This is a genomic window from Ruegeria sp. BC7 (genome assembly GCF_056539165.1).
The window spans coordinates 985,515-1,009,516 of the sequence record NZ_JBQFUL010000001.1; the positions used below are offsets into that span (position 1 = coordinate 985,515).

20 protein-coding genes and 1 tRNA gene are annotated in these 24,002 nt (G+C 57.0%); 12 read left to right on the plus strand and 9 right to left on the minus strand.

Translation table 11 applies throughout. From position 1 onward, the window contains the following. Positions 1 to 2 precede the first annotated feature (2 nt). Positions 3 to 1,526, minus strand: coding sequence for a hypothetical protein (locus ACR0KS_RS04595; RefSeq protein ID WP_480693132.1), 1,524 nt, complete (start codon positions 1,524 to 1,526; stop codon positions 3 to 5). Next, positions 1,516 to 1,665, minus strand: a complete 150-nt coding sequence (locus ACR0KS_RS04600; protein WP_170383987.1) for a hypothetical protein — start codon at positions 1,663 to 1,665, stop codon at positions 1,516 to 1,518. Before ACR0KS_RS04600 ends, ACR0KS_RS04595 begins: the two co-directional genes overlap by 11 nt. Positions 1,666 to 1,744: 79 nt before the next feature. Between ACR0KS_RS04600 and ACR0KS_RS04605 the strand changes: the two genes are divergently transcribed. After that, positions 1,745 to 2,332, plus strand: a complete 588-nt coding sequence (locus ACR0KS_RS04605; RefSeq protein WP_170383989.1) for a shikimate kinase — start codon at positions 1,745 to 1,747, stop codon at positions 2,330 to 2,332. Then, positions 2,332 to 3,444 (plus strand): 3-dehydroquinate synthase, encoded by a 1,113-nt coding sequence (gene aroB / locus ACR0KS_RS04610; RefSeq protein WP_170563087.1) that lies wholly within the window; start codon positions 2,332 to 2,334, stop codon positions 3,442 to 3,444. The genes ACR0KS_RS04605 and aroB overlap by 1 nt, the downstream gene beginning before the upstream one ends. Here the strand turns inward: aroB and ACR0KS_RS04615 are convergent, their stop codons facing one another. Continuing rightward, positions 3,445 to 4,515: a site-2 protease family protein gene (locus tag ACR0KS_RS04615; RefSeq protein WP_170563090.1), complete on the minus strand. Its 1,071-nt coding sequence runs from the start codon at positions 4,513 to 4,515 to the stop codon at positions 3,445 to 3,447. Positions 4,516 to 4,533: 18 nt separating this feature from the next. Continuing rightward, positions 4,534 to 5,040, minus strand: coding sequence for a single-stranded DNA-binding protein (ssb, locus tag ACR0KS_RS04620; RefSeq protein ID WP_170383995.1), 507 nt, complete (start codon positions 5,038 to 5,040; stop codon positions 4,534 to 4,536). Between the two features lie 205 nt (positions 5,041 to 5,245). Here ssb and ACR0KS_RS04625 point away from each other — a divergent pair, with 205 nt between their 5' ends. Then, on the plus strand, positions 5,246 to 5,830 hold the full coding sequence (locus ACR0KS_RS04625) for a lytic transglycosylase domain-containing protein (protein ID WP_170563092.1): 585 nt from the start codon (positions 5,246 to 5,248) through the stop codon (positions 5,828 to 5,830). A gap of 58 nt (positions 5,831 to 5,888) precedes the next feature. Here ACR0KS_RS04625 and ACR0KS_RS04630 read toward each other — a convergent pair whose 3' ends face one another. The 5 genes from ACR0KS_RS04630 to miaA all read right to left on the minus strand — a co-directional run bounded on the left by ACR0KS_RS04630 (position 5,889) and on the right by miaA (position 13,610). Further along, positions 5,889 to 7,976 (minus strand): ABC transporter ATP-binding protein, encoded by a 2,088-nt coding sequence (locus tag ACR0KS_RS04630; RefSeq protein ID WP_170384000.1) that lies wholly within the window; start codon positions 7,974 to 7,976, stop codon positions 5,889 to 5,891. A 98-nt stretch (positions 7,977 to 8,074) separates the two neighbouring features. Further along, positions 8,075 to 9,538: an ABC transporter permease gene (locus tag ACR0KS_RS04635; RefSeq protein WP_170563095.1), complete on the minus strand. Its 1,464-nt coding sequence runs from the start codon at positions 9,536 to 9,538 to the stop codon at positions 8,075 to 8,077. A 13-nt stretch (positions 9,539 to 9,551) separates the two neighbouring features. Further along, a complete protein-coding gene (locus ACR0KS_RS04640) occupies positions 9,552 to 10,598 on the minus strand; it encodes an ABC transporter permease (RefSeq protein WP_170384004.1) in 1,047 nt (348 codons plus the stop codon). Positions 10,599 to 10,719: 121 nt separating this feature from the next. Beyond that, a complete protein-coding gene (locus tag ACR0KS_RS04645; protein WP_170384006.1) occupies positions 10,720 to 12,390 on the minus strand; it encodes an ABC transporter substrate-binding protein in 1,671 nt (556 codons plus the stop codon). Between the two features lie 326 nt (positions 12,391 to 12,716). Then, the gene (miaA, locus tag ACR0KS_RS04650; RefSeq protein ID WP_170563098.1) at positions 12,717 to 13,610 is read right to left on the minus strand and encodes a tRNA (adenosine(37)-N6)-dimethylallyltransferase MiaA; all 894 of its coding nucleotides are present in this window, start codon (positions 13,608 to 13,610) and stop codon (positions 12,717 to 12,719) included. 96 nt (positions 13,611 to 13,706) lie between these two features. Between miaA and pyrH the strand changes: the two genes are divergently transcribed. The 9 genes from pyrH to ACR0KS_RS04695 all read left to right on the plus strand — a co-directional run bounded on the left by pyrH (position 13,707) and on the right by ACR0KS_RS04695 (position 24,002). Continuing rightward, complete coding sequence (gene pyrH, locus ACR0KS_RS04655; RefSeq protein ID WP_170384010.1) at positions 13,707 to 14,459, plus strand: UMP kinase; 753 nt, start codon at positions 13,707 to 13,709, stop codon at positions 14,457 to 14,459. Between the two features lie 240 nt (positions 14,460 to 14,699). Continuing rightward, complete coding sequence (locus ACR0KS_RS04660; protein ID WP_170563101.1) at positions 14,700 to 15,926, plus strand: aminotransferase class V-fold PLP-dependent enzyme; 1,227 nt, start codon at positions 14,700 to 14,702, stop codon at positions 15,924 to 15,926. 45 nt (positions 15,927 to 15,971) lie between these two features. Then, complete coding sequence (locus ACR0KS_RS04665; protein WP_170563104.1) at positions 15,972 to 17,396, plus strand: cryptochrome/photolyase family protein; 1,425 nt, start codon at positions 15,972 to 15,974, stop codon at positions 17,394 to 17,396. Positions 17,397 to 17,465: 69 nt separating this feature from the next. Then, on the plus strand, positions 17,466 to 18,674 hold the full coding sequence (locus tag ACR0KS_RS04670) for an SAM-dependent methyltransferase (protein ID WP_170549655.1): 1,209 nt from the start codon (positions 17,466 to 17,468) through the stop codon (positions 18,672 to 18,674). Between the two features lie 16 nt (positions 18,675 to 18,690). Beyond that, positions 18,691 to 19,131, plus strand: coding sequence for a TrgA family protein (locus ACR0KS_RS04675; RefSeq protein ID WP_170482250.1), 441 nt, complete (start codon positions 18,691 to 18,693; stop codon positions 19,129 to 19,131). Positions 19,132 to 19,161: 30 nt separating this feature from the next. Continuing rightward, entirely contained in the window at positions 19,162 to 20,277 is a 1,116-nt protein-coding gene (locus ACR0KS_RS04680) for an NUDIX domain-containing protein (protein ID WP_170563107.1), read from the plus strand. A 69-nt stretch (positions 20,278 to 20,346) separates the two neighbouring features. Next, complete coding sequence (locus tag ACR0KS_RS04685) at positions 20,347 to 21,381, plus strand: cysteine synthase A (protein ID WP_170563110.1); 1,035 nt, start codon at positions 20,347 to 20,349, stop codon at positions 21,379 to 21,381. Continuing rightward, positions 21,381 to 23,822: a DUF3772 domain-containing protein gene (locus ACR0KS_RS04690; RefSeq protein WP_170563113.1), complete on the plus strand. Its 2,442-nt coding sequence runs from the start codon at positions 21,381 to 21,383 to the stop codon at positions 23,820 to 23,822. The genes ACR0KS_RS04685 and ACR0KS_RS04690 overlap by 1 nt, the downstream gene beginning before the upstream one ends. Positions 23,823 to 23,912: 90 nt before the next feature. After that, a tRNA-Ser gene (locus ACR0KS_RS04695) sits at positions 23,913 to 24,002 on the plus strand.

Genomic DNA, 24,002 nt, shown 5'->3' on the forward strand with positions numbered 1-24,002 from the left:
AATCAGGTGCCCTGCAGGATCAGCAGGTTCAACGCAGCGCGGCGCGCGGTGTCTTCAAGCCCGACACGGCGCAACGTTGCAATGGCCGCTGTCAGATCGACAAGGTTCCCGCGCGATCCGTGCGCAAAAAGCTCCATCGTCTCAAGGATCGCTTCGCCCAACTGGTCATTGGACAGCAGGGCGTTGGTGTCCGAAGGCACTGGCGCGGCCCAGGCAAACCCTTCAGCCACGGCATCCGCTAACGGAGAGGGGGACGGGGCACGTCCAGGGTCACCTTGCGCCAGCGCTGCCAGAAACTGACTTTCCTCTGACTGATCGGGGGCGGACAGGGCCGCAGTTTCGTATAAGTCTGACAACAGCAATACCCGCCACCGCAGTTGCTCGACCGCTGGGTCATCCAATGTCACCTGCGACAACTGCCCTGCGAACAATTCGGCAAAAGGCACCTCAAGCCCGACGCTGCGCATTTGGTCCCACACGATGGGCAATGCTGTTGCAATGGCACTCGGGTCGCCAGAGTTCAACGCGGTTTCAAATCGTTGAACGGCAGTAACCCTGTCCCAAACGGCACCCGAGGCAGCCGGGGACCGTTCTGTATAAAGGCCCAGCAACTGGTTCGGTGTCAGAGCACCCACACGTGTCAGACGCTCAGCCGCTTCGATCTGGGCTTTCCAGCCCGCCACATCGCGCAGGTCAGCGTTTGCAAAGACCCGAGGCAGCGGGGTCGAGGGCAAACGCTCGCCAATGGCCTCGAACAGGCGAAAGCTCAGCGGGTCAGGGTCTTCCGGCTGCGGCAGGTATTCGGCGTCTTCAAACAGTTCAGGGCTGAGAAACCGATCAAGGACATCAAGATCCTCGGGGGACAGGACTTCTAGCGCGTGCGCGGCTTCCAAGGTGAGCGCGGCAGAGGGCCAATCCCCCCGGCGCGCTTTGCAGAAAATCTGCGCGGCGTAGTCCTGTGACAAGTGAGGCTGGGCAATCAATGCGGTGCAGCTTCGGTCTTCGTCACCGGTCAGCAGGGTCGCGTCGAACCAGCGTTTGAACCGCTCGCGACTGTCTGTCGGGCCTGCAAGCTGTACCAGAGACTGAGCCGGATCAGCCGCTCCAAGCTGCATCAGCCTGTCCAAACGTGCCAGCAAAAGCGTTTCTTCGGCCTCGGGCCCGGACGGCGCGCGCGCTTCGGACAACAGCAAGGTAAACAGAAGGCGCTGCATGGCGGGGTTGTACTTGACCGGGACTCGGGCAATCAATTCCGCTAGGCGGTCCGTATCGCTGTTCTGCCAAAGGCCGATAGGCAGGCCGGTTACGTTCGACGATACAAGGCCCAAGGGCTGCGAAAGCGTCTCTAGCCGCGTGACCTCAACCTCTGGCCCAAGACCTGTCTGGGTAACAGGCGGCTCAAGCAAAACTGTACCGGGCAGGTTTTCGGGCGGCTCGCTTAACCACTCAATAACGGAAAGAGGTTCCTGCTGCGCCTGTACCGAAGTAGCAAGAAACAGCGCAGCAACTGCGGCCTTATTCGACATTCAGGATTACCGGCTCTCGTATCTCTTGCTGTGGGGCAGAAAAGTCCGCGCCAAAGATCGGACCCAGATAGGCATAGCCCACCAGCCCGATGAAACACAGGCAAACCAGATATATCAGGAACTTGATCAGACGACCCATTGCTCAACGCTGCCTCAATTTTGTGTTTTGACCAAGTTATAACTGGCATTTTTCTTAAGATCACGTCATTCACGGTGAAATGAGCGAAATTAAGCATAACACCGCGACGTCCGAACCCATTCAGAGCTTCAAACTGCACAAAACGGTGGTTTTGGTCGGCATGATGGGGGCTGGGAAGACTGCTGTGGGTCGTGCCTTGGCCGCAAAGCTTGGCGTTCCGTTCTTGGATAGCGATGCCGAGATCGAATCGGCTGCCAATATGACCATACCGGAAATCTTTGAACGTGACGGTGAGCCTTTCTTCCGCGCGAAGGAAAGTCAGGTCATTGGGCGGCTTCTGGACGAGGAAAAGGGTATCTTGTCCACCGGTGGGGGCGCGTTTCTAGCCGGTCAGAATCGCCAGATTATTACCGAGCGTGGGGTTTCGGTCTGGTTAAAAGCAGACCTGAACGTGCTGTGGAACCGGGTCAAGCACAAGGACACGCGGCCTTTGCTGCGCACGGACGACCCTCATGCGACGTTGCGCGCCTTGTACGAGGAACGTGTGCCGGTCTATTCGCAGGCCGACCTCGCCGTGACTTCTGATGGTGAGACGTCGATTGAAAATATGGTGGACAGGGTCGTCGATGCTTTGACGACTCGCCCGGATGTTTTGGAACGGAAATAATGCACCAAACCGTACATGTTGAGCTGGGTGAGCGATCCTACGATGTTGAGATCGGGCCTGATTTACTGAGCCAGTCAGGGAAGATGATCGCGCCATTGCTCAACCGTCAAAAGGTTGCGGTACTGACGGACGAAAACGTGGCAGCCTTGCATTTGGACGCGCTGCGCGAAGGTCTGGCTGCTGCGGGGATCGAGATGTCGGCGCTGGCTCTGCCAGCTGGGGAAGCCACCAAGAGCTGGCCGCATTTTGAGCGCGCGGTCGAATGGTTGCTGGCCGAAAAAGTCGAACGCCGCGATGTTGTCGTGGCTCTTGGGGGCGGCGTTATCGGTGATCTGGCAGGCTTTGCCGCCGCTGTGTTGCGGCGCGGTGTGCGGTTCGTGCAGATCCCGACCTCGTTGCTGGCACAGGTGGACAGTTCGGTCGGGGGGAAAACGGGGATCAACGCGCCGCAGGGGAAAAACCTGATCGGGGCGTTTCATCAACCGTCACTGGTACTGGCCGACACCTCGGTCTTGGGCACAATGACCCAGAGGGATTTCCTGTCGGGCTATGGCGAGGTCGTTAAATACGGTCTTCTGGGCGATGCCGAGTTCTTTGAGTGGCTTGAGGCCAACGGGACCGAAGTGTCGGGCGGCGACATGGCCGCGCGCGTCCGGGCCGTGACGCGATCGGTCCAGATGAAGGCCGATATCGTGGCGCGAGACGAGACCGAACAGGGCGATCGCGCCTTGCTGAACCTTGGCCACACGTTCTGTCATGCGTTGGAGGCCGCAACCGGCTATTCGGACCGCTTGCTGCACGGCGAGGGTGTAGCCATTGGTTGCGCGCTTGCGTTTGAGCTGTCGTCGCGCCTTGGCTTGTGCGCACAGGAAGACCCCAGCCGCGTTCGCGCGCACCTGCGTCAGATGGGCATGAAAACGGATCTTGCCGACATTCCGGGTGATCTTCCGGGGGCAGAGGCGTTGGTCGATCTGATGGCGCAAGACAAAAAGGTCATAGACGGTCAGTTGCGTTTCATTCTGGCACGAGGAATCGGGCAGGCGTTCGTAACCTCGGATGTCCCGCGCGAAGCTGTCTTGTCGGTGCTCGAGGACGCTCTGGCCGTCGCCTGATCAGCGTCCCCGGATGACCATCAACTCACCGATGTTTTCGCGCGTAATGTAGCCCACCATGTGACCGGCCTTGGTACAAACCGCTATGGCGGGCGCGCCCTTGTGCAGACCTTCCAGAACAGCCTCCAACCCGCTGGTGAGTTCGACCTGTGGAATATCGGCCTCCATTATGGATGTGGCGGGATCTGATCGCGGAGTTTCCGCGGCCAGGGCCGCAAACAGGCGGTTACGGGTAACGAAACCCCTGAGCGTTCCGTCTGTGTCCAACACCGGAAACTCATGCTGCGTGGTGTGTATGACGGCTTGGGCGGCCGTCGCCAAGGTGTCCGAAGGCGACAGCGACTGGTATTCGGTGATCATCGCATCGCGCGCCATAACCTGCCGCGCGACAGATCGCATGGCCACGTCCTGACTTTCCGCATTGGCTGCAACGAAGACAAAAACAGCGATCAGGACCAGCAGCGGATTGCCCATGCTGAGCCCAAGAAAGCCGAAGCCCACAGCGACCGCTTGTCCGGCAAACGCCGCGACCCGAGTTGCTTTGACGCGATCCATTTTAAGGCAAAGCAAGGCGCGGAATACCCGTCCGCCGTCCATCGGAAAGGCTGGTATCATGTTGAAGGCAGCCAACAGCAGATTGATATAGGCCAGCCGGTTCAGAAGGCCGGGGGCTGTGCTGTCGATCTGCGTCATCGTCTCGAAAGGCATTCCGGCCCCGAAAGCGATCAGAATGATCCAGATGACGATGTTTACAGCGGGGCCGGCAAGGGCGACCCAGACTTCCTGTATCGGGTTTTCCGGCATTCTCTCAAGCCGGGCCAGACCGCCAATGGGCAGCAGGGTAATGTCAGGTGTCTTGATCCCGAAGCGCCGGGCCATAAGCGCATGGCCGAATTCATGCGCCACAACACAGGCAAACAGCGCGAGCACGAAGATCAGGTTCTCGACGGCCGCCGACATGCCGCCGCTGGAATAGGCCGCGAAACCGACCCAGGCCAGCAGCAGGAAAAAGGTGACGTGGACCTTCAGTTCCGACCCAAATAATCGGCCGAGTGAGAAGGACCACGTCATCACTAATCTCCGTTTTTCTTAGAACGGAATCTCGTCGTCGTCGATTCCGCCAGATGCCGGGGCAGGGGAGCCCGAGGGCGCGCCGTAAGGGTCGCCATAACCGCCGCCAGCCTGACCGCCGCCATAGCTACCTGATTGACCACTGCCGTATCCACCGCCGCCGCCACCTTCGCCGCGCGCGTCCAGCATAACCAGCGTCGAGCCGAAGCCCTGCAAGACGACCTCGGTCGAATAGCGATCCTGACCGGATTGATCTTGCCACTTGCGCGTCTGCAACTGCCCCTCAAGGTAAACTTTGGAGCCTTTACGCAGGTACTGCTCGGCCACACGAACAAGCCCTTCGTTGAAAATCGCAACCGAGTGCCATTCGGTCCGCTCACGGCGTTCGCCCGTATTGCGGTCCTTCCAAGTTTCAGAAGTGGCGATGCGCAGGTTGCAGACTTTGCCGCCGTTCTGGAACGTTCTAACTTCGGGATCTCGGCCAAGATTTCCCACCAGAATGACCTTGTTGACTGAGCCTGCCATGTATTTCCCCGTTCTAGACTGAATTTGATGCGCCCGAATCTGACGCCGAGTATCTCTGCGACCCTATACGGCCTGCGGCGTGGTTAAAACACAGTTGATGAACATGCGCCGGATGGAAAAACACTCGGAAATTTTTACCAAGCTTTCATTTTTCGTTGAAATATCTATACTCAGTCGGGTTCGTGGACGAGCGGGATTGGCATTAATGCGTTTTCTGGTTGGTTGGTTTTTAGGGTTTTGCCTTGTGCTGGTCTCAGTTCCGGCTGCGGCTCAGACATTGTCTACCAAAAGCCGCAAGGACATTTTTCTCAAGCAGGCCAAGATATTGGACACCCGCGCCGCGACCCAGTACCGCGATTCCGAACGCCTGAAGCCGAAACGAAAAACAGCCACGGGCAATTTCAACAAACGTTACAACGGTAAGTACCGCGGACAATACCTTTCTCTGGCACGTCAAGCGGCCCGCAAGCACAATGTCCCCGAAGAGCTGTTTCTGCGGCTTGTTCAGCAGGAAAGCGGATGGAACCCCCATGCGGTATCGCACAAGGGCGCGCTGGGTCTTGCGCAGTTGATGCCCGGCACTGCGCAGCTTTTGGGCGTGAACCCTCACGATCCCAAGCAAAACCTTGAAGGTGGTGCGCGTTACCTGTCGTGGCAATATCGCAAGTTCAAATCCTGGCGTTTGGCATTGGCGGCCTATAACGCGGGTCCTCAGGCGGTCGAAAAGCACGGCGGAGTTCCGCCGTACAAAGAAACCCAGAACTACGTGAAAGTCATCTGGGGCGGGTAACCGCAGGGACTTAAGAATACAGAACCGGCACAATGACCGGTTCTTTCCGTAATCTCTCTTATTCTGCCGCGATTTTGATGACAGGTTCCATCCGGGCAAGAATATCCTCGGCCAGATGACATTTTACCTGATGCCCATCCGCAAGCGTCTTAACGGGCGGCACGTCTTGTTCACAGCGCCCATCTGGAACCTCTGACTTCCAGCGGCACCGTGTTTGGAAGGGGCAGCCGGGTGGAGGGCTCATCGCCGACGGAATGTCGCCTTCAAGAACGATATGTTGTTTTTCGATCGACGTATCGGCGATCGGGACAGCACTCAGCAGAGCTTCAGTATATGGATGATACGGTGGTGAAAATACCTGATCCGTCGTCCCCAGTTCGACCACATGGCCCAGATACATCACCATCACCCTGTCGCTGAGGTATCGCACAATGGACAGGTCATGGCTGATGAACAAAAGCGTGGTTTTGTGCTCGCGCTGAATCTCCATCAGCAGGTCTGTGACCGCAGCTTGCACCGACACATCCAAAGCCGAGACTGGTTCGTCTGCAACCACGATCCGCGCGTCTCCGGCAAAGGCGCGGGCAATACCGACACGCTGTTTCTGCCCACCTGACAACTGCCGAGGCATCCGATCGGCAAAGGCGCGGGGAAGCTTAACCAGGTCCAAAAGCTCCAGCATCCGCTTCTTGCGTTCAGCCTCGGAATTCCCAACGCCGAAAATCTCCAGCGCCCGGATGATCTGGCGACCGACGGTCATGGACGGGTTCAGCGTGTCGAACGGGTTCTGGAAAACCATCTGCACTTCGCCAACAGTCTTGGCGTCGCGCTCCTCGATCGGCACAGCTTCGATGTTGCGGTTATCCAGCAAAATCTGGCCGTCCGTCGCTGTTTCCAGCCCCATCAGAACCTTGGCAAAAGTGGATTTGCCACAACCCGACTCACCTACGATGGCCAAGGTCTCAGACTCATGAGCCTCGAAACTCAGCGTCTCATTCGCTTTCACAACCTTCTTCTCACCGCCACCGAACAGGGCATTCGCGGCCACCTCATAGTATTTCTTGAGGTTGTCCATCTTCAGAACGGTGCGACCGATTTCGGCTTTTTCTTTCTGCTCCGACACGGTGATCGGCGCGTTCCAATCGATCTCCTTGAACTTCAGGCACCGCGTATGGTGGCGGTCATTACCCGGCACAGCCTCCATCAGAATGTTCTGCGCGTCACACCGACCTTCCTCGAAATAGTCGCAGCGCGGGCCGAAATTACACCCCGGTGGACGTTCATGCGGCAAAGGGAAGTTTCCAGGAATTGCCACCAGAGGCCGCGCGTTCTTGTCAGCCCCGGGAAGGGGGATCGAGCGGAACAGCGCCTGTGTATAGGGATGCTGCATCTCGTCAAACACATCATGGATTGATCCGCGCTCAACCGCTTCACCGGAATACATCACGCAAAGCCGGTCGCAAGTCTCCAGCACCAGACCCAGATTGTGCGAGATAAACAGCATCGAAGTGCCGTATTTCTTACCCAGGTCCTTGACCAACTCGACCACGGCTGCCTCAACCGTCACGTCCAGCGCCGTTGTCGGTTCGTCCAATATCAGAAGTGCAGGCTTCGACATCAGCGCCATTGCGATCACGATCCGCTGTTGCTGACCCCCCGACAACTGATGCGGGAATGAGTTCAACATTCGCTCGGGGTCAGGCAGGCGCACATCTGTGACGACCTCAAGCGCCCGGGCATAGGCTTCTTCCGCACCGACGCCTTCGTGGATCATCGGCACTTCCATCAACTGCTTGCCGATCTTCATTGCCGGGTTCAACGAGGCCATCGGCTCCTGATAGATCATCGCGATCTCGTTGCCGCGAATGTCGCGCAGCTCGTCCGATGTCATCTCGGCCAGATCACGCCCCTTGAACTTGATGGTACCGCCCACGATGCGCCCATTCTTGCCAAGATCCTGCATGACCCCCAGCGCAACGGTGGATTTGCCGCATCCGGATTCGCCAACCAGTCCGACAGCCTCTCCGGGCTGCACACTGACCGAGAAGTCCATCACAGCCGGGATCTCGCGCAAACGGGTAAAGAACGAAATCGACAGCTTGTCGATCTCGAGGATGGGGCCATCATAATCCGCCAGTTTGTTCATCTTGTTTGCTCCTCGCCAAATTTTGGGGGATCCCCTGCTTCATCTGGCTAAAAATATCCCGGGGGGTCCGGGGGGCTGGCCCCCCGGCCGCTTTCACATCAATCCTTCAGGCTTTCCTCACGCAGACCGTCGGCCAGCAAGTTCAACCCAAGAACAAGCGTCAACAGAGCCAGCGCAGGCGGCAGGGCAGGATGGAGATAGATCGACAGCAGCTTACGCCCCTCGTTGATCGTTGACCCCCAGTCCGGGCTTTCCGGCGGCAGTCCTAGCCCAAAGAAACCCAAAGTCCCCAAAAGGATGGTGGTGTACCCAATCCGCAGACAGAAATCGACGATCAGCGGACCCCGCGCATTTGGCAGGATTTCCCACAGCATGATGTACCACGGCCCTTCGCCGCGTGTCTGGGCAGCGGCGACATAGTCGCGGGTTTTGATGTCCATCGCCAACCCGCGCACGATGCGGAACACAGTTGGAGAGTTGACAAAAACCACCGAGACAAAGACCACCAGAATCCCTCCGGGCACGTCAAAAAGGTCCAGATAGGTCGGAAGTCCCCAAATGCTGTAGTTGTCTGTGTTAACGATGTATCCATTCGTTGAGATCAGCGACAGATACTGCCACAACGCGACACCCAGAACACCGATCAATAGCGGTGTTCGGAACTTGGGCCTCGTGTAAAAGCGCGAGTTCAGTAAAACACCAAGGAAAATGATCGGAAAGACGAACAGAACGGCCGCCATATAGTTCGGCACACCTGTTGCCACGATCTCGGGCGTGACCAGCAGATAGAACAGCAAGATGACAGGGAAGGCCAGGATCAGGTTCGCCAGGAAGGACAGCAGCGTGTCCAGACGACCGCCGTAGTAGCCGGCAGGCAGGCCCAGCGTGATACCGACCATAAAGGCAAACATCGTCGCCAGCGGCGCAATCTGAACGACGATCCACGCCCCTTTGACCATGCGGCTGAACACGTCCCGAGCAAGATTGTCGCCGCCCAGTAGATACCAGGCGTATTCTCCTTCTTCGACGCTGGGCAATGGCGTTCCGGGCACCTTGTTTTTCATACCCGACACCTGCGAGAGCGGTTCATGCGTCACGATCAGGTCCAGGGCGCCAAAGATACCGGTAAACACCCAGAACATCACAAGACCAAAGCCGATCATACCAATCGGGCTGTCAAACAGTTTGCCGTACAAACCCAGCTTGCGCTTGAACGCGATCGACATGGCGTAGAGAAGGACCAGCGACAACCAGACGGGCAGGAATTGTTGGGCCATGGCCCCGATGATGCCGGCGCTTGTGCCCATCAGGATGCCTAAAACAATGTAGGCAACGCCCAGACCGACGCTTGCAAGAAAACTAAAGCGCAGCACGGTTTGGATGAGATTCCGCACGCCCGACCCTGACGTCAGTGTCCCATCCGGGTTCACGGTCATCTGGGGTTCCGGCAGGATGATGCTGGCCAGTATCCAGGCCAGGATCGAAACGACCATCAGTGCCAAAGCAATGGCCAGTAACGGGTTCAGGAAGGCGATAGAGCCGGTCCAGGAAAGTGGTTCCATGATCTATCCCTCCTTACGAAATGCGGATGCGTGGGTTGAGGTAGACATAGCCGATATCCGAGATCAGCTGCGTTACCAGCACCACAAAGACCGACACGACCGAGATGGCCAGCAACAGTTGGATGTCGTTGTTGCCGGCGGCCTGAACCAGCGCCCAGCCAAAGCCCTTGTAGTTGAACAGGGTCTCGACGATCACCACACCATTCAGCAGCCATGGGAACTGCAGCATGATGACGGTGAACGGTGCGATCAGCGCATTGCGCAGCGCGTGTTTCATGACGATGTTCGGGAACGAGACGCCCTTCAGTCGGGCGGTTCGGATGTACTGCGCGGTCATGACCTCGGTCATCGAGGCACGGGTCATGCGGGCGATATACCCCATGCCGTATAGTGAAATGGTCAACACTGGCAGGAAGAAGTTCTCAAAAGTCGGATTTTCCATCGCTTGCGTGGCCGTTCCCTTGAACCATTTCAACCCGACAGCGGACGAGGTGAAAATCGCAATGAAGATAACACCAGACACGTATTCGGGCGTTGCTGTGGTAGTGATCGCAAAGGTCGAAAGTGTCCGGTCAGTGGCCGACCCTTCTTTCATGCCAGCCAGAATTCCAAGGATCAAAGCCGACGGGACCATCAGCAGCATCACCCAGAACATCAAACGGCCCGTAAGGGCCAGGCGATTGCCCACAACAGTCGAGACTTCTTCTTTGAACACGGTCGAATAGCCCCAATACCCCTGCAGGATGCCGCAGAAATTGGGGGACTCTTCGGCGGTCTTGCCGGGCAGAATACATCTGCCTTGCACGGTGCCGTCTTCATTTGTGTGCCTGTAAGAAGGAAGCACTCCCAGCCACTCGCCGTATTTTATGGGCGTTGGCTGGAGGTATCCGCCTTTTTCCAGAAAGCTTTCGACTTGCTCGTCCGACATCCTGAAATTGCCCTGCGTTTTCGCAAGCTTTTCAAGGTTCGGGTAGAGGTTGGTCAGAAAGAAGACCAGGAAGGTAAGGCACAGTGCGGTCAACAGCATAATGCCGACGCGCCTTAATATGAAAAGTCCCATGGTAGCCCCTGTTGGTAGGCTAGCGTGACGGTCGTTTCGCCGCACGCGTCGCTGTTATTTTGGTCGCCGTAGTCAGGACGAAAAGGCCGCACCCAACAGGCGCGGCCTTATGTTTTTTGGCTTACGAGACGATGCCGAACTTATACAGCTGTGGCAGGTCCGCGATGTGCTTTTCTACGCCCACCATGTTGTCACGGTGGTGGCGCATTGCGGTCCTCCAATACGGCTGGATGACGACGCCTTCGTCGATCATGATCGCCTGCAGCTTGGCCATCACCTCGCGGCGCTTGTCGACGTCCGCGATCGAGTTCGCTTCGGCCAGCAGCGCATCGAACTCGTCATTGGCAAAGCCGGACTCGTTCCAGGCCACTCCGGACTTGTAGGCCAGCGCCAGAACCTGAGTGCCCAGCGGACGGTGGTTCCAGTTGGTCGACGAGTAGGGGTACTTGGTCCAGTCGTTCCAGAAGGTCGAGCCGGGCAGGATCGTGTGCTTGGCCTTGATGCCGGCGTCGTTCAACTGTGCGACGACAGCCGCCGTGGTGTTGCGGCGCCAGTCATCGTCGATGGACTGAACTTCATGCTCGAAATCGCCCATGCCCGCCTCGTCCATCAGGGCCTTCGCCGCGGCTGGATCATAGGGGATACGGGTTACGGCCGAGTCATGTTCAGGATGCATCGGACCAACGTGGCAGTTGTCGGCGGGAATGCCGTAACCTGACATGCCAAGTTCCAGACAGACTTCGTTATCGACCGCCATGGCCAGAGCCTGACGGACACGCTTGTCGCCATAGATCTTGTTGCCGTTCTCGTCTTCGGCCAACTGGTTCGGGCGAATGACGATGGTAAAGCCCGACGGGATTTCTGAGCGAACCAAGCCGATGCCGTCAAAGATGTCGACAAACTCGCCGACCGACTCCCAGTTCATGTCGATTTCTTCGGCTTCATACGCCGCCAGGAACGCTGCGGGGTCAGTGCCGTAGTCAATGAACTCGATCCGGTCGATGTAGCCGCCCTTGCCGGCCTCGTATCCCCACCAGTCGAATTCTTCGTTACGCACGAGAACGCCTTTGACGCCGACTTCGTGGCTTTCGGGGATCATGAAGCCTGTTCCGACCGGATTGGCCAGCATGTTGTTCGCGTCAAAGCTGCTGTGCACGATGGCAGCGGGATAGTCGGCCATGCCCGGAATGATGGTGATGTCCGGTGCGTTGCACTTCAACTTTACAGTGTGGGAGTCGACAACGGTGATTGCGCCATCTGCCGCTTTCTGGGTGCCCTCATCAATCAGGGACGCCATGCGGGACGCCATCGAGTTGCCCTCGAGACCGGCGTCGCACCAGCCTTCGATGTTGCGTGCCACGTCTTCCGCTGTGAAATCGTCGCCGTTGTTCCACTTGACGCCCTGGCGAACGTTCAGAGTGTATTCCGTCGCATCATCGTTGGCTTCCCAGCTTTCCAGCAGCATGGGCTGGAACGAACCGTCGTTGTTGTATTCGACCAGATATTCCAGCCAACCTGCGGTGTAGGTGGCGATCTGAGTCCAGTCGTAGGTGCGCGGATCCTTCAGGGCGCGAACTTCCATCTGGTAGCGGATTGTGCCGCCGCGCTGGGGTTCTTGGGCGGCTGCAGGCGAATGCAGACCGATCAGTCCATAGGCGGCAGGTACAGCGACGCCCAGGGCAGTCGCGCGTGCCATGAATTCGCGCCGGCTAAGCTTACCGTTGCGATATTCCTGCGCGTGCATTTCCGCCGCCCAGTGCATCGGTGCTCCGGTCAAGGTTTGATTTTTCATTTATGTCTCTCCCTGTGACATAGTTTTTTATTGCTGAGTTCTTGAACCGCTCAGACCCGATTTGATCGGGTAGCAGGTTCTCTGGTTCTTGTTTTTTGGAATATGAACATCCCCATAACCACATTCCGCACCAGAATTTGGATCAGGTCAACGCTCGAAATCGTCATTCAGGATACAAAAACGACATCGGCGGCCTCAGTTAGTCGGCAATGACCTCCTTGGGGCTGGGTGCCTGACTGACCCTTTGACGGGATCAGTCGCGCGGATTCGGTGATTAGGGGAAGGCCGTGAACTAGGAGAAACCAGACCGCCCGTCACCTGAGGTATCACTTTGAGAAATCTACCCGATTCCAGTTTTTCATCCGCGCCCGGAACCATGTTCGTTGGCGTTTGGCAAACTGGCGCGTCGAGATTGTCGCGCGTTCGCGTGCGTCTTGCAGCGTCATTTGTCCCTTGAGGTAGGCCATCAACTCGGGAACCCCGATCGCCTTAAAGGAAGGAAGCGACGGATCGTACCTGTCCTGCATGGCTTTGACTTCTTCCAGGGCACCTGAGTCCAACATCATGTCAAAACGGCGTGTGATCCTGTCCAGAAGCCATTGTTTGTCCACATCAAACACAATGGGGACCGCGTCTTGCAGATTTAGCGCCGGAGGGGGGGTATCTGCCTGCCAGTCGCTTAGGCTTCGGCCCGTTGCGTGCTGCACTTCCCACGCCCGTTGAACGCGAGCACGATTTTGCGTGTCAATGCGCGCTAGCGTTCCAGCGTCGACGCCTTTCATAAGGGACTGCAGGTCCAACTTGTCCGCCTCGGACCGAATTTCGGCGGGTGTCGGCGGAATGTCCGCCATACCTTCGGTTAGGGCAGAGAAATAAAGCCCGGTGCCGCCAACTATAATTGGCCTCTGATCAACAGCCAGCAGCGGCTTGACCTCGCGCAGCCAATGACCGGTCGAGTACTCCTGATCATATGCGATGTGACCGTATAGCAAGTGCGGCGCGCGCGCCTCATCTTCGATTGACGGCCGGGCTGAAATCACGCGCCAGCAATCGTAAACCTGACTGGCATCCGCATTCACGATGACGCCCCCGAACCGTTCAGCGATCTCCAAGGCAAGCGCGGATTTTCCAGAGGCCGTTGGCCCGGCGATCAGCACCGGAGCACCCTCGGGAATCTTCGGCAGGCGATCCAGAATCTGCTGTGTTTCAGGCTTGGTCATCCCGGCACGCCTCATTCCTTACCATCCGCATTGAACCTGCCGAGGTTTTGCTTCATTTTGCGCCGGAATTAAACCCGTGCCAGCCCGGAGCGCAACATGAGCCTTTCCCCGACAACCGACACAGTTGAACCCCCGAAAACAACGTACAAGCGCGTGATGCTGAAAATATCCGGCGAAGCGCTTATGGGGGATCAAGGCTTTGGCCTGCACCCGCCAACCGTTCAGCGTATCGCGCAAGAGGTGAAATCCGTTCACGATCTGGGCGTTGAAATCTGCATGGTCATTGGCGGCGGCAACATTTTCCGCGGCCTGAGCGGTTCGGCACAGGGGATGGAGCGGACGACCGCTGACTATATGGGAATGCTGGCGACCGTGATGAACGCACTTGGGATGCAGTCCGCCTTGGAAGAAATCGGCGTATTTACCCGTGTTATTTCGGCCATTCGGATGGACGAGGTGTGTGAACCCTACATCCGCCGCCGCGCCGTTCGCCACCTTGAGAAAAAGCGGGTTTGCATTTTTGCGGCCGGGACCGGAAACCCTTACTTTACCACTGACACTGCCGCGACGCTGCGCGCCAACGAAATGGCGTGCGAGGCGATCTTCATGGGCAAAAACGGTGTCGATGGCGTGTATGACAAAGACCCCAAAGAACATGCGGACGCCGTGCGCTATGATACCGTGACCTATGACGACGTGCTGGCCAAGCGACTGCGGGTCATGGATGCATCGGCCATTGCGCTTGCACGGGACAACAACCTGCCGCTGATCGTTTTTGGCCTGGATGAGCCGGGCGGCTTCCGTGGTATTCTCGCGGGTGAGGGGACTTACACCAAGGTTCAGGGTTAAATTACCCAAATCACGTAACAAAGCCGGGCTGAAACGCCCGGCTTTTTTTGTCGCGATTGCAGGCCTGCTTGACGGCAAATGGTGTTGTGGGCAATTTGGCGCTGTTCTTGTGAACCGCAAGGGCTGCCGGTGCTTCATAAGTGCGGGCTGGGCTGGAAGACCTGCCATGATTTCCGAGGGGACCGAAATCATGCTCGTGCTCCTCATGGATTGACGCGCATGATCAAGGAGTCCCGTGCCATGAGCACTCTGGATATCAATTTTGTACGGTCACAGTTCCCGGCGTTTTCCGAACCCAGTCTGCAAGGGCAGGCGTTTTTTGAGAATGCAGGCGGTTCCTACACCTGCAAACCGGTTCTTGACCGGCTGACCCGTTACTATACCCAGCGTAAGGTTCAGCCCTACGGCCCCTATGAGGCCAGCCGTTTGGCGGGTGACGAAATGGACGAGGCCCGCAGTCGGATGGCCGCTATTCTGGGCGTTGAGACGGAAGAGCTGAGCTTTGGCCCATCAACCACTCAGAACACCTATGTTCTGGCGCAGGCATTCCGCCAATGGATGAAACCCGGCGAGGCTATTGTTGTCACCAATCAGGATCATGAGGCGAACTCGGGTCCGTGGCGTCGACTTGCGGATGACGGCATTGAAATCCGTGAGTGGCAGATCGATCCCGAGACCGGATCCCTGAACCCGCATGATCTTGAACACCTGCTGGATGAAAAGGTGCGTCTGGTCTGTTTCCCGCACTGCTCGAACGTGATCGGAGAGATCAACCCGGTTACCGAAATTACGGCCATCGCGCATGCGGCGGGCGCTTTCGTCTGCGTCGACGGCGTTTCATACGCGCCGCACGGGTTTCCGAATGTCGGTGACCTTGGGCCGGATATCTACCTGTTTTCCGCCTACAAGACCTATGGGCCGCATCAGGGCTGCATGGTGGTCCGAAAATCTCTGGGTGATCTGCTGCCCAATCAGGCGCATTATTTTAACGCGGATGTGCTGTATAAACGCTTTACACCCGCCGGTCCAGACCACGCCCAAATCGCGGCAAGCGCAGGTATGGCGGACTACGTTGACCTTCTGTGTGACCATCACAATGGGCCTGACAGCGATGCGACCGAACGCGGTGCCTTTGTCCACGACCTGATGCGTGCGCAAGAAGTGGCTTTGCTTCAGCCGGTTCTGGACGCGGTCAAGGATCGCAACGCCGTTCGACTGATTGGAACGTCGGATGCAAGCAGACGAGCCCCGACTGTTGCGATGGCCCTGACGCGCAACGCCGAGCAGGTCGCGGCTGATCTCGTGGACTACGGTATCATGGCTGGCGGAGGAGACTTCTACGCCGTGCGCCCGCTGCAGGCGATGGGGGTCGATTTGGCCCAAGGCGTGCTGCGGGTCAGCTTCACGCACTACACCTCTCAGCAGGAAATTGATCAATTATTGAATGCACTTGACGCCGTTTTGTGATCCGGTTTTGGCTCTGTTTCGTAGACCGAAGAAAACAGGGCGAAAATGGAAAACGAGCGGCCACCGATTATTGTTTGGTTCCGACGGGACTTGCGTCTGTCGGACCATCCGGCGCTGACGGCTGCGGTCGCCTCAGGACAGCCGGTTATTCCCTTGTTTATTTTGGATGATCAGGCCGAGGCGCTTGGGGCTGCACCCAAATGGCGTTTGGGATTGGGCGTGGATGCACTGGCGCAGTCGCTGAACAATCTGGGCAGTCGTTTGGTTCTGCGTCGCGGGCACGCTCTTGCGGTTCTTGAAGACCTTATCTCGCAAACAGGCGCAACGGCTGTCTACTGGTCCCGTGCCTATGATCCCGACGCAATTGCGCGCGATACCGATGCAAAGTCGCGGTTGTCGGATCAGGGTGTAAAGGCACAATCCTTCGCAGGTCATCTGCTGTTTGAACCTTGGACTGTTGCAACCAAATCCGGTCAGCCGTTCCGCGTTTTCACACCGATGTGGAGGGCAGTACAGGGCCGGGATGTTGCGTCACCCGAACCTGCCCCTGCAACGCTGAGGGGGCCGCAGAACTGGCCGGGATCGGACGATCTGTCAGAGTGGAACCTGGCTTCGGGCATGAACCGAGGGGCGGCAATTGTGGCCCCACACGTGCGGGCAGGCGAAACCACCGCGATCAAAGCATTGCACGGTTTCTTGGATCGGATTTCGTATTACTCCGAAAACAGGGACCGGCTGGATCGCGATGCAACGTCAAATCTGTCCGAATACCTGTCTTTAGGGGAAATCAGTCCACGCACTGTTTGGCACACGGTTCAAAACGCGGCGATGACCGGAGTGTCAGGGACCGATGCATTCTTGCGTCAGCTTGTGTGGCGAGAGTTCGCATATCACCTGATGTTTCATACGCCACACCTGTTGACCGAGAATTGGAAACCAGAGTGGGAGGCGTTTCCGTGGAATACGGACGTCACCCGCCCCGAGGTGATCGCATGGCAAACGGCAAAAACCGGGATTCCGGTTGTGGACGCAGCGATGCGCCAGATGTACGTGACCGGCCGAATGCACAATCGGGCGCGCATGATCACAGCCAGCTACTTGACCAAGCATCTGATGACGCATTGGAAAATCGGGATGAGGTGGTTTGATGACTGTCTGATCGATTGGGATCCGGCCTGTAACGCGATGGGTTGGCAGTGGGTTGCAGGCTCGGGCCCGGATGCTTCGCCGTTCTTTCGGATATTTAACCCGCTGACACAGCAGGAGAAATTTGATCCGAATGGGGTATATGTGCGCAAATGGATTGCCGAAGGGCAATCAAACCCGCCCGCGTCGGCGCTTGCGTATTTTGACGCCGTTCCACGCGCATGGGGCATCTCTGAGACGGACTTGTATCCAAACCCGATTGTTGAATTGCCTGTCGGCCGCGCGCGAGCGCTCGCGGCTTATGAAGGCCGAAAAAGCCAGTAAGGAACTGAAAACTTGCCAGAAACACAAACTCGTCCTAGCCTGAAACAGCAACCGCACAGGGGAAAGCGGATGATCCATACGACGACAGAAGGGCAAAAGGGCCTGCCGAGGTATTTCGGTCAAGTTCTGAAAATGCTGAACAAGATGGAATCCGGGCGATTGGACATCGCTCTGCCGGACGGTCGCATCTTTCGGTCAGAAGGCGCCAGGCCCGGACCGGTCGCGCGGGTGGATATTCACAACCCCGACGTTTTCGCACGCCTGATCCGTGAAGGTGAGCTGGGCTTTTCCGACGCCTATCTGGAAGGAGACTGGAGCACTCCGGACCTGCGGTCTTTCATGGATCTTGTGCATTTGGGCACCGAAACGGTCTATGACGATTTCACCGGTAAGTTCCTTGTTCAAGCATATGAGCGTCTGCGGTTCTGGTTGCACGGCAACAGCCGGAAACAGGCGAAAAAGAACATCTCGTATCATTACGATTTAGGTAATGATTTCTATGCGTTGTGGCTGGATGATACGATGACGTATTCCAGCGCTTTGTTTGAGACGGGGCAGGAAAGCCTCGAAAATGCGCAAACGGCGAAATATGCCAGTTTGGTCGATGAAATGGGTGCGAAACCCGGAGATCATATCCTTGAGATCGGATGCGGTTGGGGCGGATTTGCAGAATATGCCGCGAAGGAGCGTGGTTTGCGGGTCACAGGGCTTACGATCAGTGAAGAACAGTTGAAGTTTGCCCGGCAGAGGATTGAAAAAGCTGGGCTATCAGAGATGGTCGAGTTCAAGCTACAAGACTATCGGGACGAGCGTGGCCAATATGATGGTATCGCTTCGATTGAGATGTTTGAAGCGGTCGGACAAAAATACTGGCCTGTCTATTTTGAAACAGTCCGAGAACGCCTCAAGCCAGGTGCGCAGGCAACGCTGCAGATCATAACCGTAGCCGATCACAGGTGGGATGTTTATCGAAACGGCGTTGATTTCATTCAGAAATACATATTCCCCGGTGGGATGCTACCGGCACCTTCTGTGTTGAAGGAACAGGTTTCGCAGGCGGGGTTGAACGTCGTGACGTCGAAAGAGTTCGGCAAGAGCTATGATCTGACTCTGCGGCGGTGGTACGAAACGTTCAACGACAAGTGGGATGTGATTGCCGACATGGGGTTTGATGAGCGTTTTCGCCGCATGTGGAATTATTATTTAACTGCCTGCGGCGCAGCCTTTGACACCGGTAATTGCGATGTGACACAGATTACTGTAGCGAAACCAGTGTAGTGAACGGACCCCTCTAATGCCCACCGCCTCACGTCTAATTGCCGCCGTCTGTCTTTTGGTGGTGGCTTTCCTCGTGTCGAGCATGATCATCACGAACGGGGAAGAAGGTAAGGATTACGGCGCGTTCACCTATATCAACATGTTTTTGGGCGTTGCCTGCGGATGGATGATCATGGGTCGGCGCGCTGGCAAAGGGTGGACCGCCGCAATCAACAATGGCTTGACTGGAATAGCTTCGTTGGTGTTTTGGGGGCTGTTCGTGCAGGGATGTTACGAAATGTTCCGTCTGGCCATGCGTCATAGATACGATGGCCCGTTTGAGGCGCTGCTGGCGATTTTCCAGATTGGCATCGAGTATGGTCGGCTGTTGCTGACACCCGAAATCCTTTTGACCTTGGCGATCGGTGCTCTTGTGGCGGGTCTTGCCACTGAGGAAGCCAGCCGCCGCTGGCGATAATTCTTCGTCTGAAACACGAGACTTCATTCCTTGTCTGATCTATTTTTCTACGGCACACTCCGACACTTGCCTCTGTTGGAACTGGTGTTGGGGTGTACGGTATTGCAACTCGACATCTGCAAAGCATCTTTGAACGGTCACGCCGTTTACGGGGTGCAAGGACAGGCTTTCCCGATGATTTTGACGGAAAAAGACAGCTTGGCTGACGGGCTTCTGGTGCGAGGGCTTGGCGATGAGGAACTCAATCGGCTGAGGTTCTATGAGGGTGGGTTCGATTATGACCTCAGAACGCAAAACATAGAGCTGCAAGATGGGTCGATGACCGAAGCCAGCGTCTTCTATCCCGAGTCAGAACATTGGATTCCCGATCAAATTTGGTCCTTGCGAAATTGGGTGGACACGTGGGGAGACGTCACCATGCTGGCCGCCGAAGAAGTCATGGATTTCTACGGTCGTGTGGATGCGGCCACGATTGCACAAAGTTTCCCGGCAATCCGAACCAGAGCGTGGGCGCGGCTTGCCGCCCGACAACGCCTCACGGGTGACCCGCGCAGTGTTGGCAAAGATGTCGTGGTGCATCAGCATCAAAGGGCCTACCTCAGCTATTTTGGGATGGACGAGCTTAGGGTGCAGCACCGCCAACATGACGGTTCAATGGGCGAAGTCCTGAACCGTAGTGGCTTGATGCAGGGTAGTGCGGTGGTCGTTCTGCCGTATGACCCGGTCCGAGACACGGTTTTGCTGGTCGAGCAATTCCGGGCTCCGGTCTTTCTGATAGGCGACCCGGAACCTTGGATGTGGGAACCTGTGGCCGGTATGATCGACCCTGGGGAAACGCCCGAGCAGGCCGCCCGCCGCGAGGCCGTGGAGGAGGCCCAGACACAACTTAGTGCTCTGGAATACGCAGGTGGCGCTTATTCTTCCAGTGGGTCATCGACTGAATTCATTCATCTCTATGTCGGACTCGCCGATCTTAATCGAACAATAGACAACGGCGGGGTTGCCTCGGAGGGCGAGGATATCCGAACGCAAATCATGCCGTTTGTCGAGTTTATGGACCATGTCGATGGCAACGGGTTCAAGGATTTGCCGCTGTTGTCGCTGGCCCATTGGCTTGCCCGTCACCGGAACCGGCTGCGCGCATAGTTATCGCCGCTTGTGGTTGTCGCGCGTCGACTGTAAATCTTCGTTGTTATGTAATGAAATGAGGGCGCCATGCGCATTGCACGAGACCTTGCTGACGCAGTAGGAAAAACGCCGTTGATCCGGCTGAAACGCATCAGCGAAGAAACCGGGTGTGAAATCCTTGGCAAGGCCGAGTTCATGAACCCCGGCCAATCGGTCAAGGACCGCGCGGCGCTGTATATCATCAAGGACGCCATCGCACGCGGTGAGCTGAAGCCCGGCGGAACGATCGTTGAAGGCACCGCAGGCAATACCGGAATCGGCCTTGCGCTGGTTGGGGCGTCGATGGGGTTCAAGACCGTTATCGTGATCCCGGAAACCCAGTCCGAAGAAAAGAAGGACATGCTGCGGCTTGCGGGGGCGCAACTGGTGCAGGTTCCGGCCGCCCCTTATCGCAACCCCAATAACTTCGTGCACTACTCGCGTCGTCTAGCCGAGGAGCTGGCGCAGTCCGAACCGAACGGTGCGATCTGGGCCAACCAGTTTGACAACGTGGCAAACCGTCAGGCGCATGTGGAAACCACTGGCCCCGAGATTTGGGAACAAACCGATGGTAAGGTCGATGGGTTTGTGTGCGCCGTTGGATCGGGCGGTACGCTGGCCGGAGTTGCTGACGCGTTGCAGCCCAAAGGCGTCAAGATCGGTCTGGTCGATCCGATGGGGGCAGGGCTTTATTCCTACTACACCACCGGTGAGATCGCGATGGAGGGAAGCTCGATCGCCGAAGGTATCGGTCAGGTGCGCATCACCAAGAACCTTGAGGGGTTCAAGCCGGACTATGCCCATCAGATGACGGACAACGAAGCGCTGCCCTACATCTTTAATCTGCTGCGCGAAGAAGGTCTGGTCATGGGCGGTTCGACCGCGATCAACATGGCCGGTGCCGTGCGATTGGCCAAGGATCTGGGGCCGGGGCATACCATTGTCACCATCCTGTGCGACTATGGCACGCGCTATCAGTCCAAGCTGTTCAACCCGGAATTCCTGCGTGAGAAAGAGCTGCCAGTCCCGGATTGGATGACCGAAGCGCCCCGCAGCATCCCCGGCGTGTTCGAGGACGTATGATGCTGCGGCAGGTCCGCCTGTTCCTAGCCCTGGTTTCGGTTTGTTTCGCCGTTTTGGGCGGCCCTGTCGCCGCCCAACTGACAGATCGACAAAGTGAATACTATCAGGGTTGGATTAAAACGGCGGATCGGGCCGAGGGTGTTATCGAAGCGAACCGCGCTTCGAACGCAGCGCTCGAGAATTTGCGTTCGGAAATAAATGTTTACCGCGAAGACTTCAACAAGGCCCGCAGCGCCAATACAGACCGGATTCAAACTCTGGAAAGCCAGCTTGAGGCTCTTGGCCCCAAGCCCGAAGGCGAAGAGACCGAGCCGGAAGACATCGCAGCCATCCGTCAACACCTTGATGAGCAGCTAAACGGCCTGCGTGTGCCTCGTATCATTTCAGAGGAGGCATATAGCAGGGCCAACGGTCTTATCAGTGAGATTGACCAGATTATCCGTCACCGTCAGACCAAGGAGCTGATGGAAAGAGGTCCGTCACCCATTAACCCGGCTTACTGGGGTCCAGCATGGGTGGACGTGAAAGAAGCCGCCCGTAGCCTGATCAACGAAATAGCCGAGAATTTGCGAACCGACGTCGCGCGCGAGCAAATACGGGAACGTGGGCTTGGGATTTTTGTCCTGTCGGTAATCTCGGTCGTGTTGCTGGTCTTCGGAAGAAACTGGTCCGAGAGAGGCGGGGACTACCTGCGCCTCTTGGGTGGGTCCGGTACAGGGGTTTGGACGTTTGTGATTTCGCTGCTGCGGATCCTCTTGCCGTGGCTGGGGGTTCTGGCCGCAGTTGTTGCCATTAACCTGACAGGGGTGCTGGGGCTGCGCGGGTCATTGCTGCTTGAGGAAGTGCCGTATTGGGCCGCAATCATCTTTTTCTACGACTGGATTGGGCGTCAAATTTACCTCATTGGGCAAGCTCAGGGTTTCAAACGCCTGTCTGCGATCAAAATCAAAGAGTTGCGCGTCTACATTGACTTGCTGGCGGTGATGTTGATCCTGCATGAATTGGCAATATTGTTCGAGCAGATCGAGAACATTTCGGACTCTACCAGAGCCGTTGTCAGCTTTCCGGTCATTGTTGCCACTGCTTTGCTGCTGCTTCGTGTTCGGCATATTCGGACAACTGACGCTCAGCAGGATGAACCAGACCCGACCGGAACGACCCGCGTGGCAGGCTTTAGCCAGATGGTCGAATTCTTACGCCGCGCGCTGTTCCTGTTGGGTATCGCAACGCCTGTACTTGCAGTTTTCGGCTTCACGAACGCGGCTGAGGCCGTAGTTTTCCCGGCGGTCAAGACGCTTGTCCTTATTGCGGCGCTTGTCATTTTCCAGCGCTTTATCACGCAAGTCTACGGCTGGATCACCGGGCAGGGCGAAGCTGTGTGGGACTCGCTGTTCTCGGTTTTGGTTGGGTTTGTACTGGCAATCTTGGCCTTGCCAATCCTTGCCCTCTATTGGGGCGCGCGCCAAACAGATTTGCTCGAGGCTTGGTCGCGTCTGCTGATGGGGTTCGATATCGGCGGCGTGACAATCTCGCCCAGCAACTTCTTTGTTTTCGTTATCGTTTTCCTCATTGGATATGGGCTGACTCGGATGTTGCAAGGGGGGCTGCGGAACTCGTTGCTACCCAAAACCAGCATTGACCCCGGTGGTCAGAACGCGATCGTATCCGGGACGGGATATGTCGGGATTTTTCTGGCAGCACTTGTGGCCATCATGGTCGCAGGGTTCGATCTGTCCTCGCTGGCGATCGTTGCGGGTGCTTTGTCTGTCGGTATCGGTTTTGGCCTGCAGACAATCGTGTCCAATTTCGTCTCAGGCATCATCCTGCTGATCGAACGCCCCATCTCGAAGGGCGACTGGATAGATGTGAACGGAATGATGGGGTACGTCCGCGATATCTCGGTTCGGTCAACGCGGATTGAGACTTTTGACAGAACGGACGTCATCGTTCCCAACTCGGACCTGATCAGCGGAGTGGTAACGAACTACACGCGCGGGAACACCATCGGCCGGGTCATCGTGCCCGTTGGCGTAGCCTATGGGACCGATACAAAGCGGGTCGAGAAGATTTTGGGCGAAGTTGCGAACGAACACCCGATGGTTCTGGCAAATCCCGCGCCCAGCGTCGTGTTCCAAGGATTTGGGGCAGACTCGCTGGACTTTGAAATTCGAGCCATCTTACGCGACGTGAACTGGGTGCTGTCCGTAAAATCGGACATGAATCACGAGATCAACCGCCGCTTTGACGAAGAAGGGATCGAGATTCCGTTCGCCCAACGTGACGTCTGGTTGCGTAATCCTGAAACGCTGCGGACGCCAACCGGCACCCGCCAAGCAGAATCGGACAAAAAGACTGAGGCAAACCTCTCAGATTCTCCTGCATCTACGGCGATTGAGATGACTGAGGCCGACATGTCCGACGGCGACGGGGATGAGGTGTAGGGCCGTTTCTACCCTTATCTGAAAAGGTTGAATTTTCGCCGTAATCGGGCCTTGCAAATCCCTAAGCGATAGTCCAAATATCGCGCCCACGGAGAGGTGGCCGAGTGGTCGAAGGCGCACGCCTGGAAAGTGTGTAGGCGGGAAACCGTCTCCAGGGTTCGAATCCCTGTCTCTCCGCCA

Coding starts and splice junctions, on each gene's coding strand:
- ACR0KS_RS04625 (WP_170563092.1), top strand. CDS start 5,246: ATGCGTTTTCTGGTTGGTTGGTTTTTAGGGTTTTGCCTTGTGCTGGTC.
- ACR0KS_RS04600 (WP_170383987.1), bottom strand. CDS start 1,665: ATGGGTCGTCTGATCAAGTTCCTGATATATCTGGTTTGCCTGTGTTTC.
- ACR0KS_RS04690 (WP_170563113.1), top strand. CDS start 21,381: ATGCTGCGGCAGGTCCGCCTGTTCCTAGCCCTGGTTTCGGTTTGTTTC.
- ACR0KS_RS04660 (WP_170563101.1), top strand. CDS start 14,700: ATGAGCACTCTGGATATCAATTTTGTACGGTCACAGTTCCCGGCGTTT.
- ACR0KS_RS04665 (WP_170563104.1), top strand. CDS start 15,972: ATGGAAAACGAGCGGCCACCGATTATTGTTTGGTTCCGACGGGACTTG.
- ACR0KS_RS04615 (WP_170563090.1), bottom strand. CDS start 4,515: ATGACGTGGTCCTTCTCACTCGGCCGATTATTTGGGTCGGAACTGAAG.
- ACR0KS_RS04675 (WP_170482250.1), top strand. CDS start 18,691: ATGCCCACCGCCTCACGTCTAATTGCCGCCGTCTGTCTTTTGGTGGTG.
- pyrH (WP_170384010.1), top strand. CDS start 13,707: ATGAGCCTTTCCCCGACAACCGACACAGTTGAACCCCCGAAAACAACG.
- ACR0KS_RS04605 (WP_170383989.1), top strand. CDS start 1,745: ATGAGCGAAATTAAGCATAACACCGCGACGTCCGAACCCATTCAGAGC.
- ACR0KS_RS04670 (WP_170549655.1), top strand. CDS start 17,466: ATGATCCATACGACGACAGAAGGGCAAAAGGGCCTGCCGAGGTATTTC.
- miaA (WP_170563098.1), bottom strand. CDS start 13,610: ATGACCAAGCCTGAAACACAGCAGATTCTGGATCGCCTGCCGAAGATT.
- ACR0KS_RS04595 (WP_480693132.1), bottom strand. CDS start 1,526: ATGTCGAATAAGGCCGCAGTTGCTGCGCTGTTTCTTGCTACTTCGGTA.
- ACR0KS_RS04635 (WP_170563095.1), bottom strand. CDS start 9,538: ATGGAACCACTTTCCTGGACCGGCTCTATCGCCTTCCTGAACCCGTTA.
- ACR0KS_RS04640 (WP_170384004.1), bottom strand. CDS start 10,598: ATGGGACTTTTCATATTAAGGCGCGTCGGCATTATGCTGTTGACCGCA.
- ACR0KS_RS04630 (WP_170384000.1), bottom strand. CDS start 7,976: ATGAACAAACTGGCGGATTATGATGGCCCCATCCTCGAGATCGACAAG.
- ACR0KS_RS04685 (WP_170563110.1), top strand. CDS start 20,347: ATGCGCATTGCACGAGACCTTGCTGACGCAGTAGGAAAAACGCCGTTG.
- ACR0KS_RS04645 (WP_170384006.1), bottom strand. CDS start 12,390: ATGAAAAATCAAACCTTGACCGGAGCACCGATGCACTGGGCGGCGGAA.
- aroB (WP_170563087.1), top strand. CDS start 2,332: ATGCACCAAACCGTACATGTTGAGCTGGGTGAGCGATCCTACGATGTT.
- ssb (WP_170383995.1), bottom strand. CDS start 5,040: ATGGCAGGCTCAGTCAACAAGGTCATTCTGGTGGGAAATCTTGGCCGA.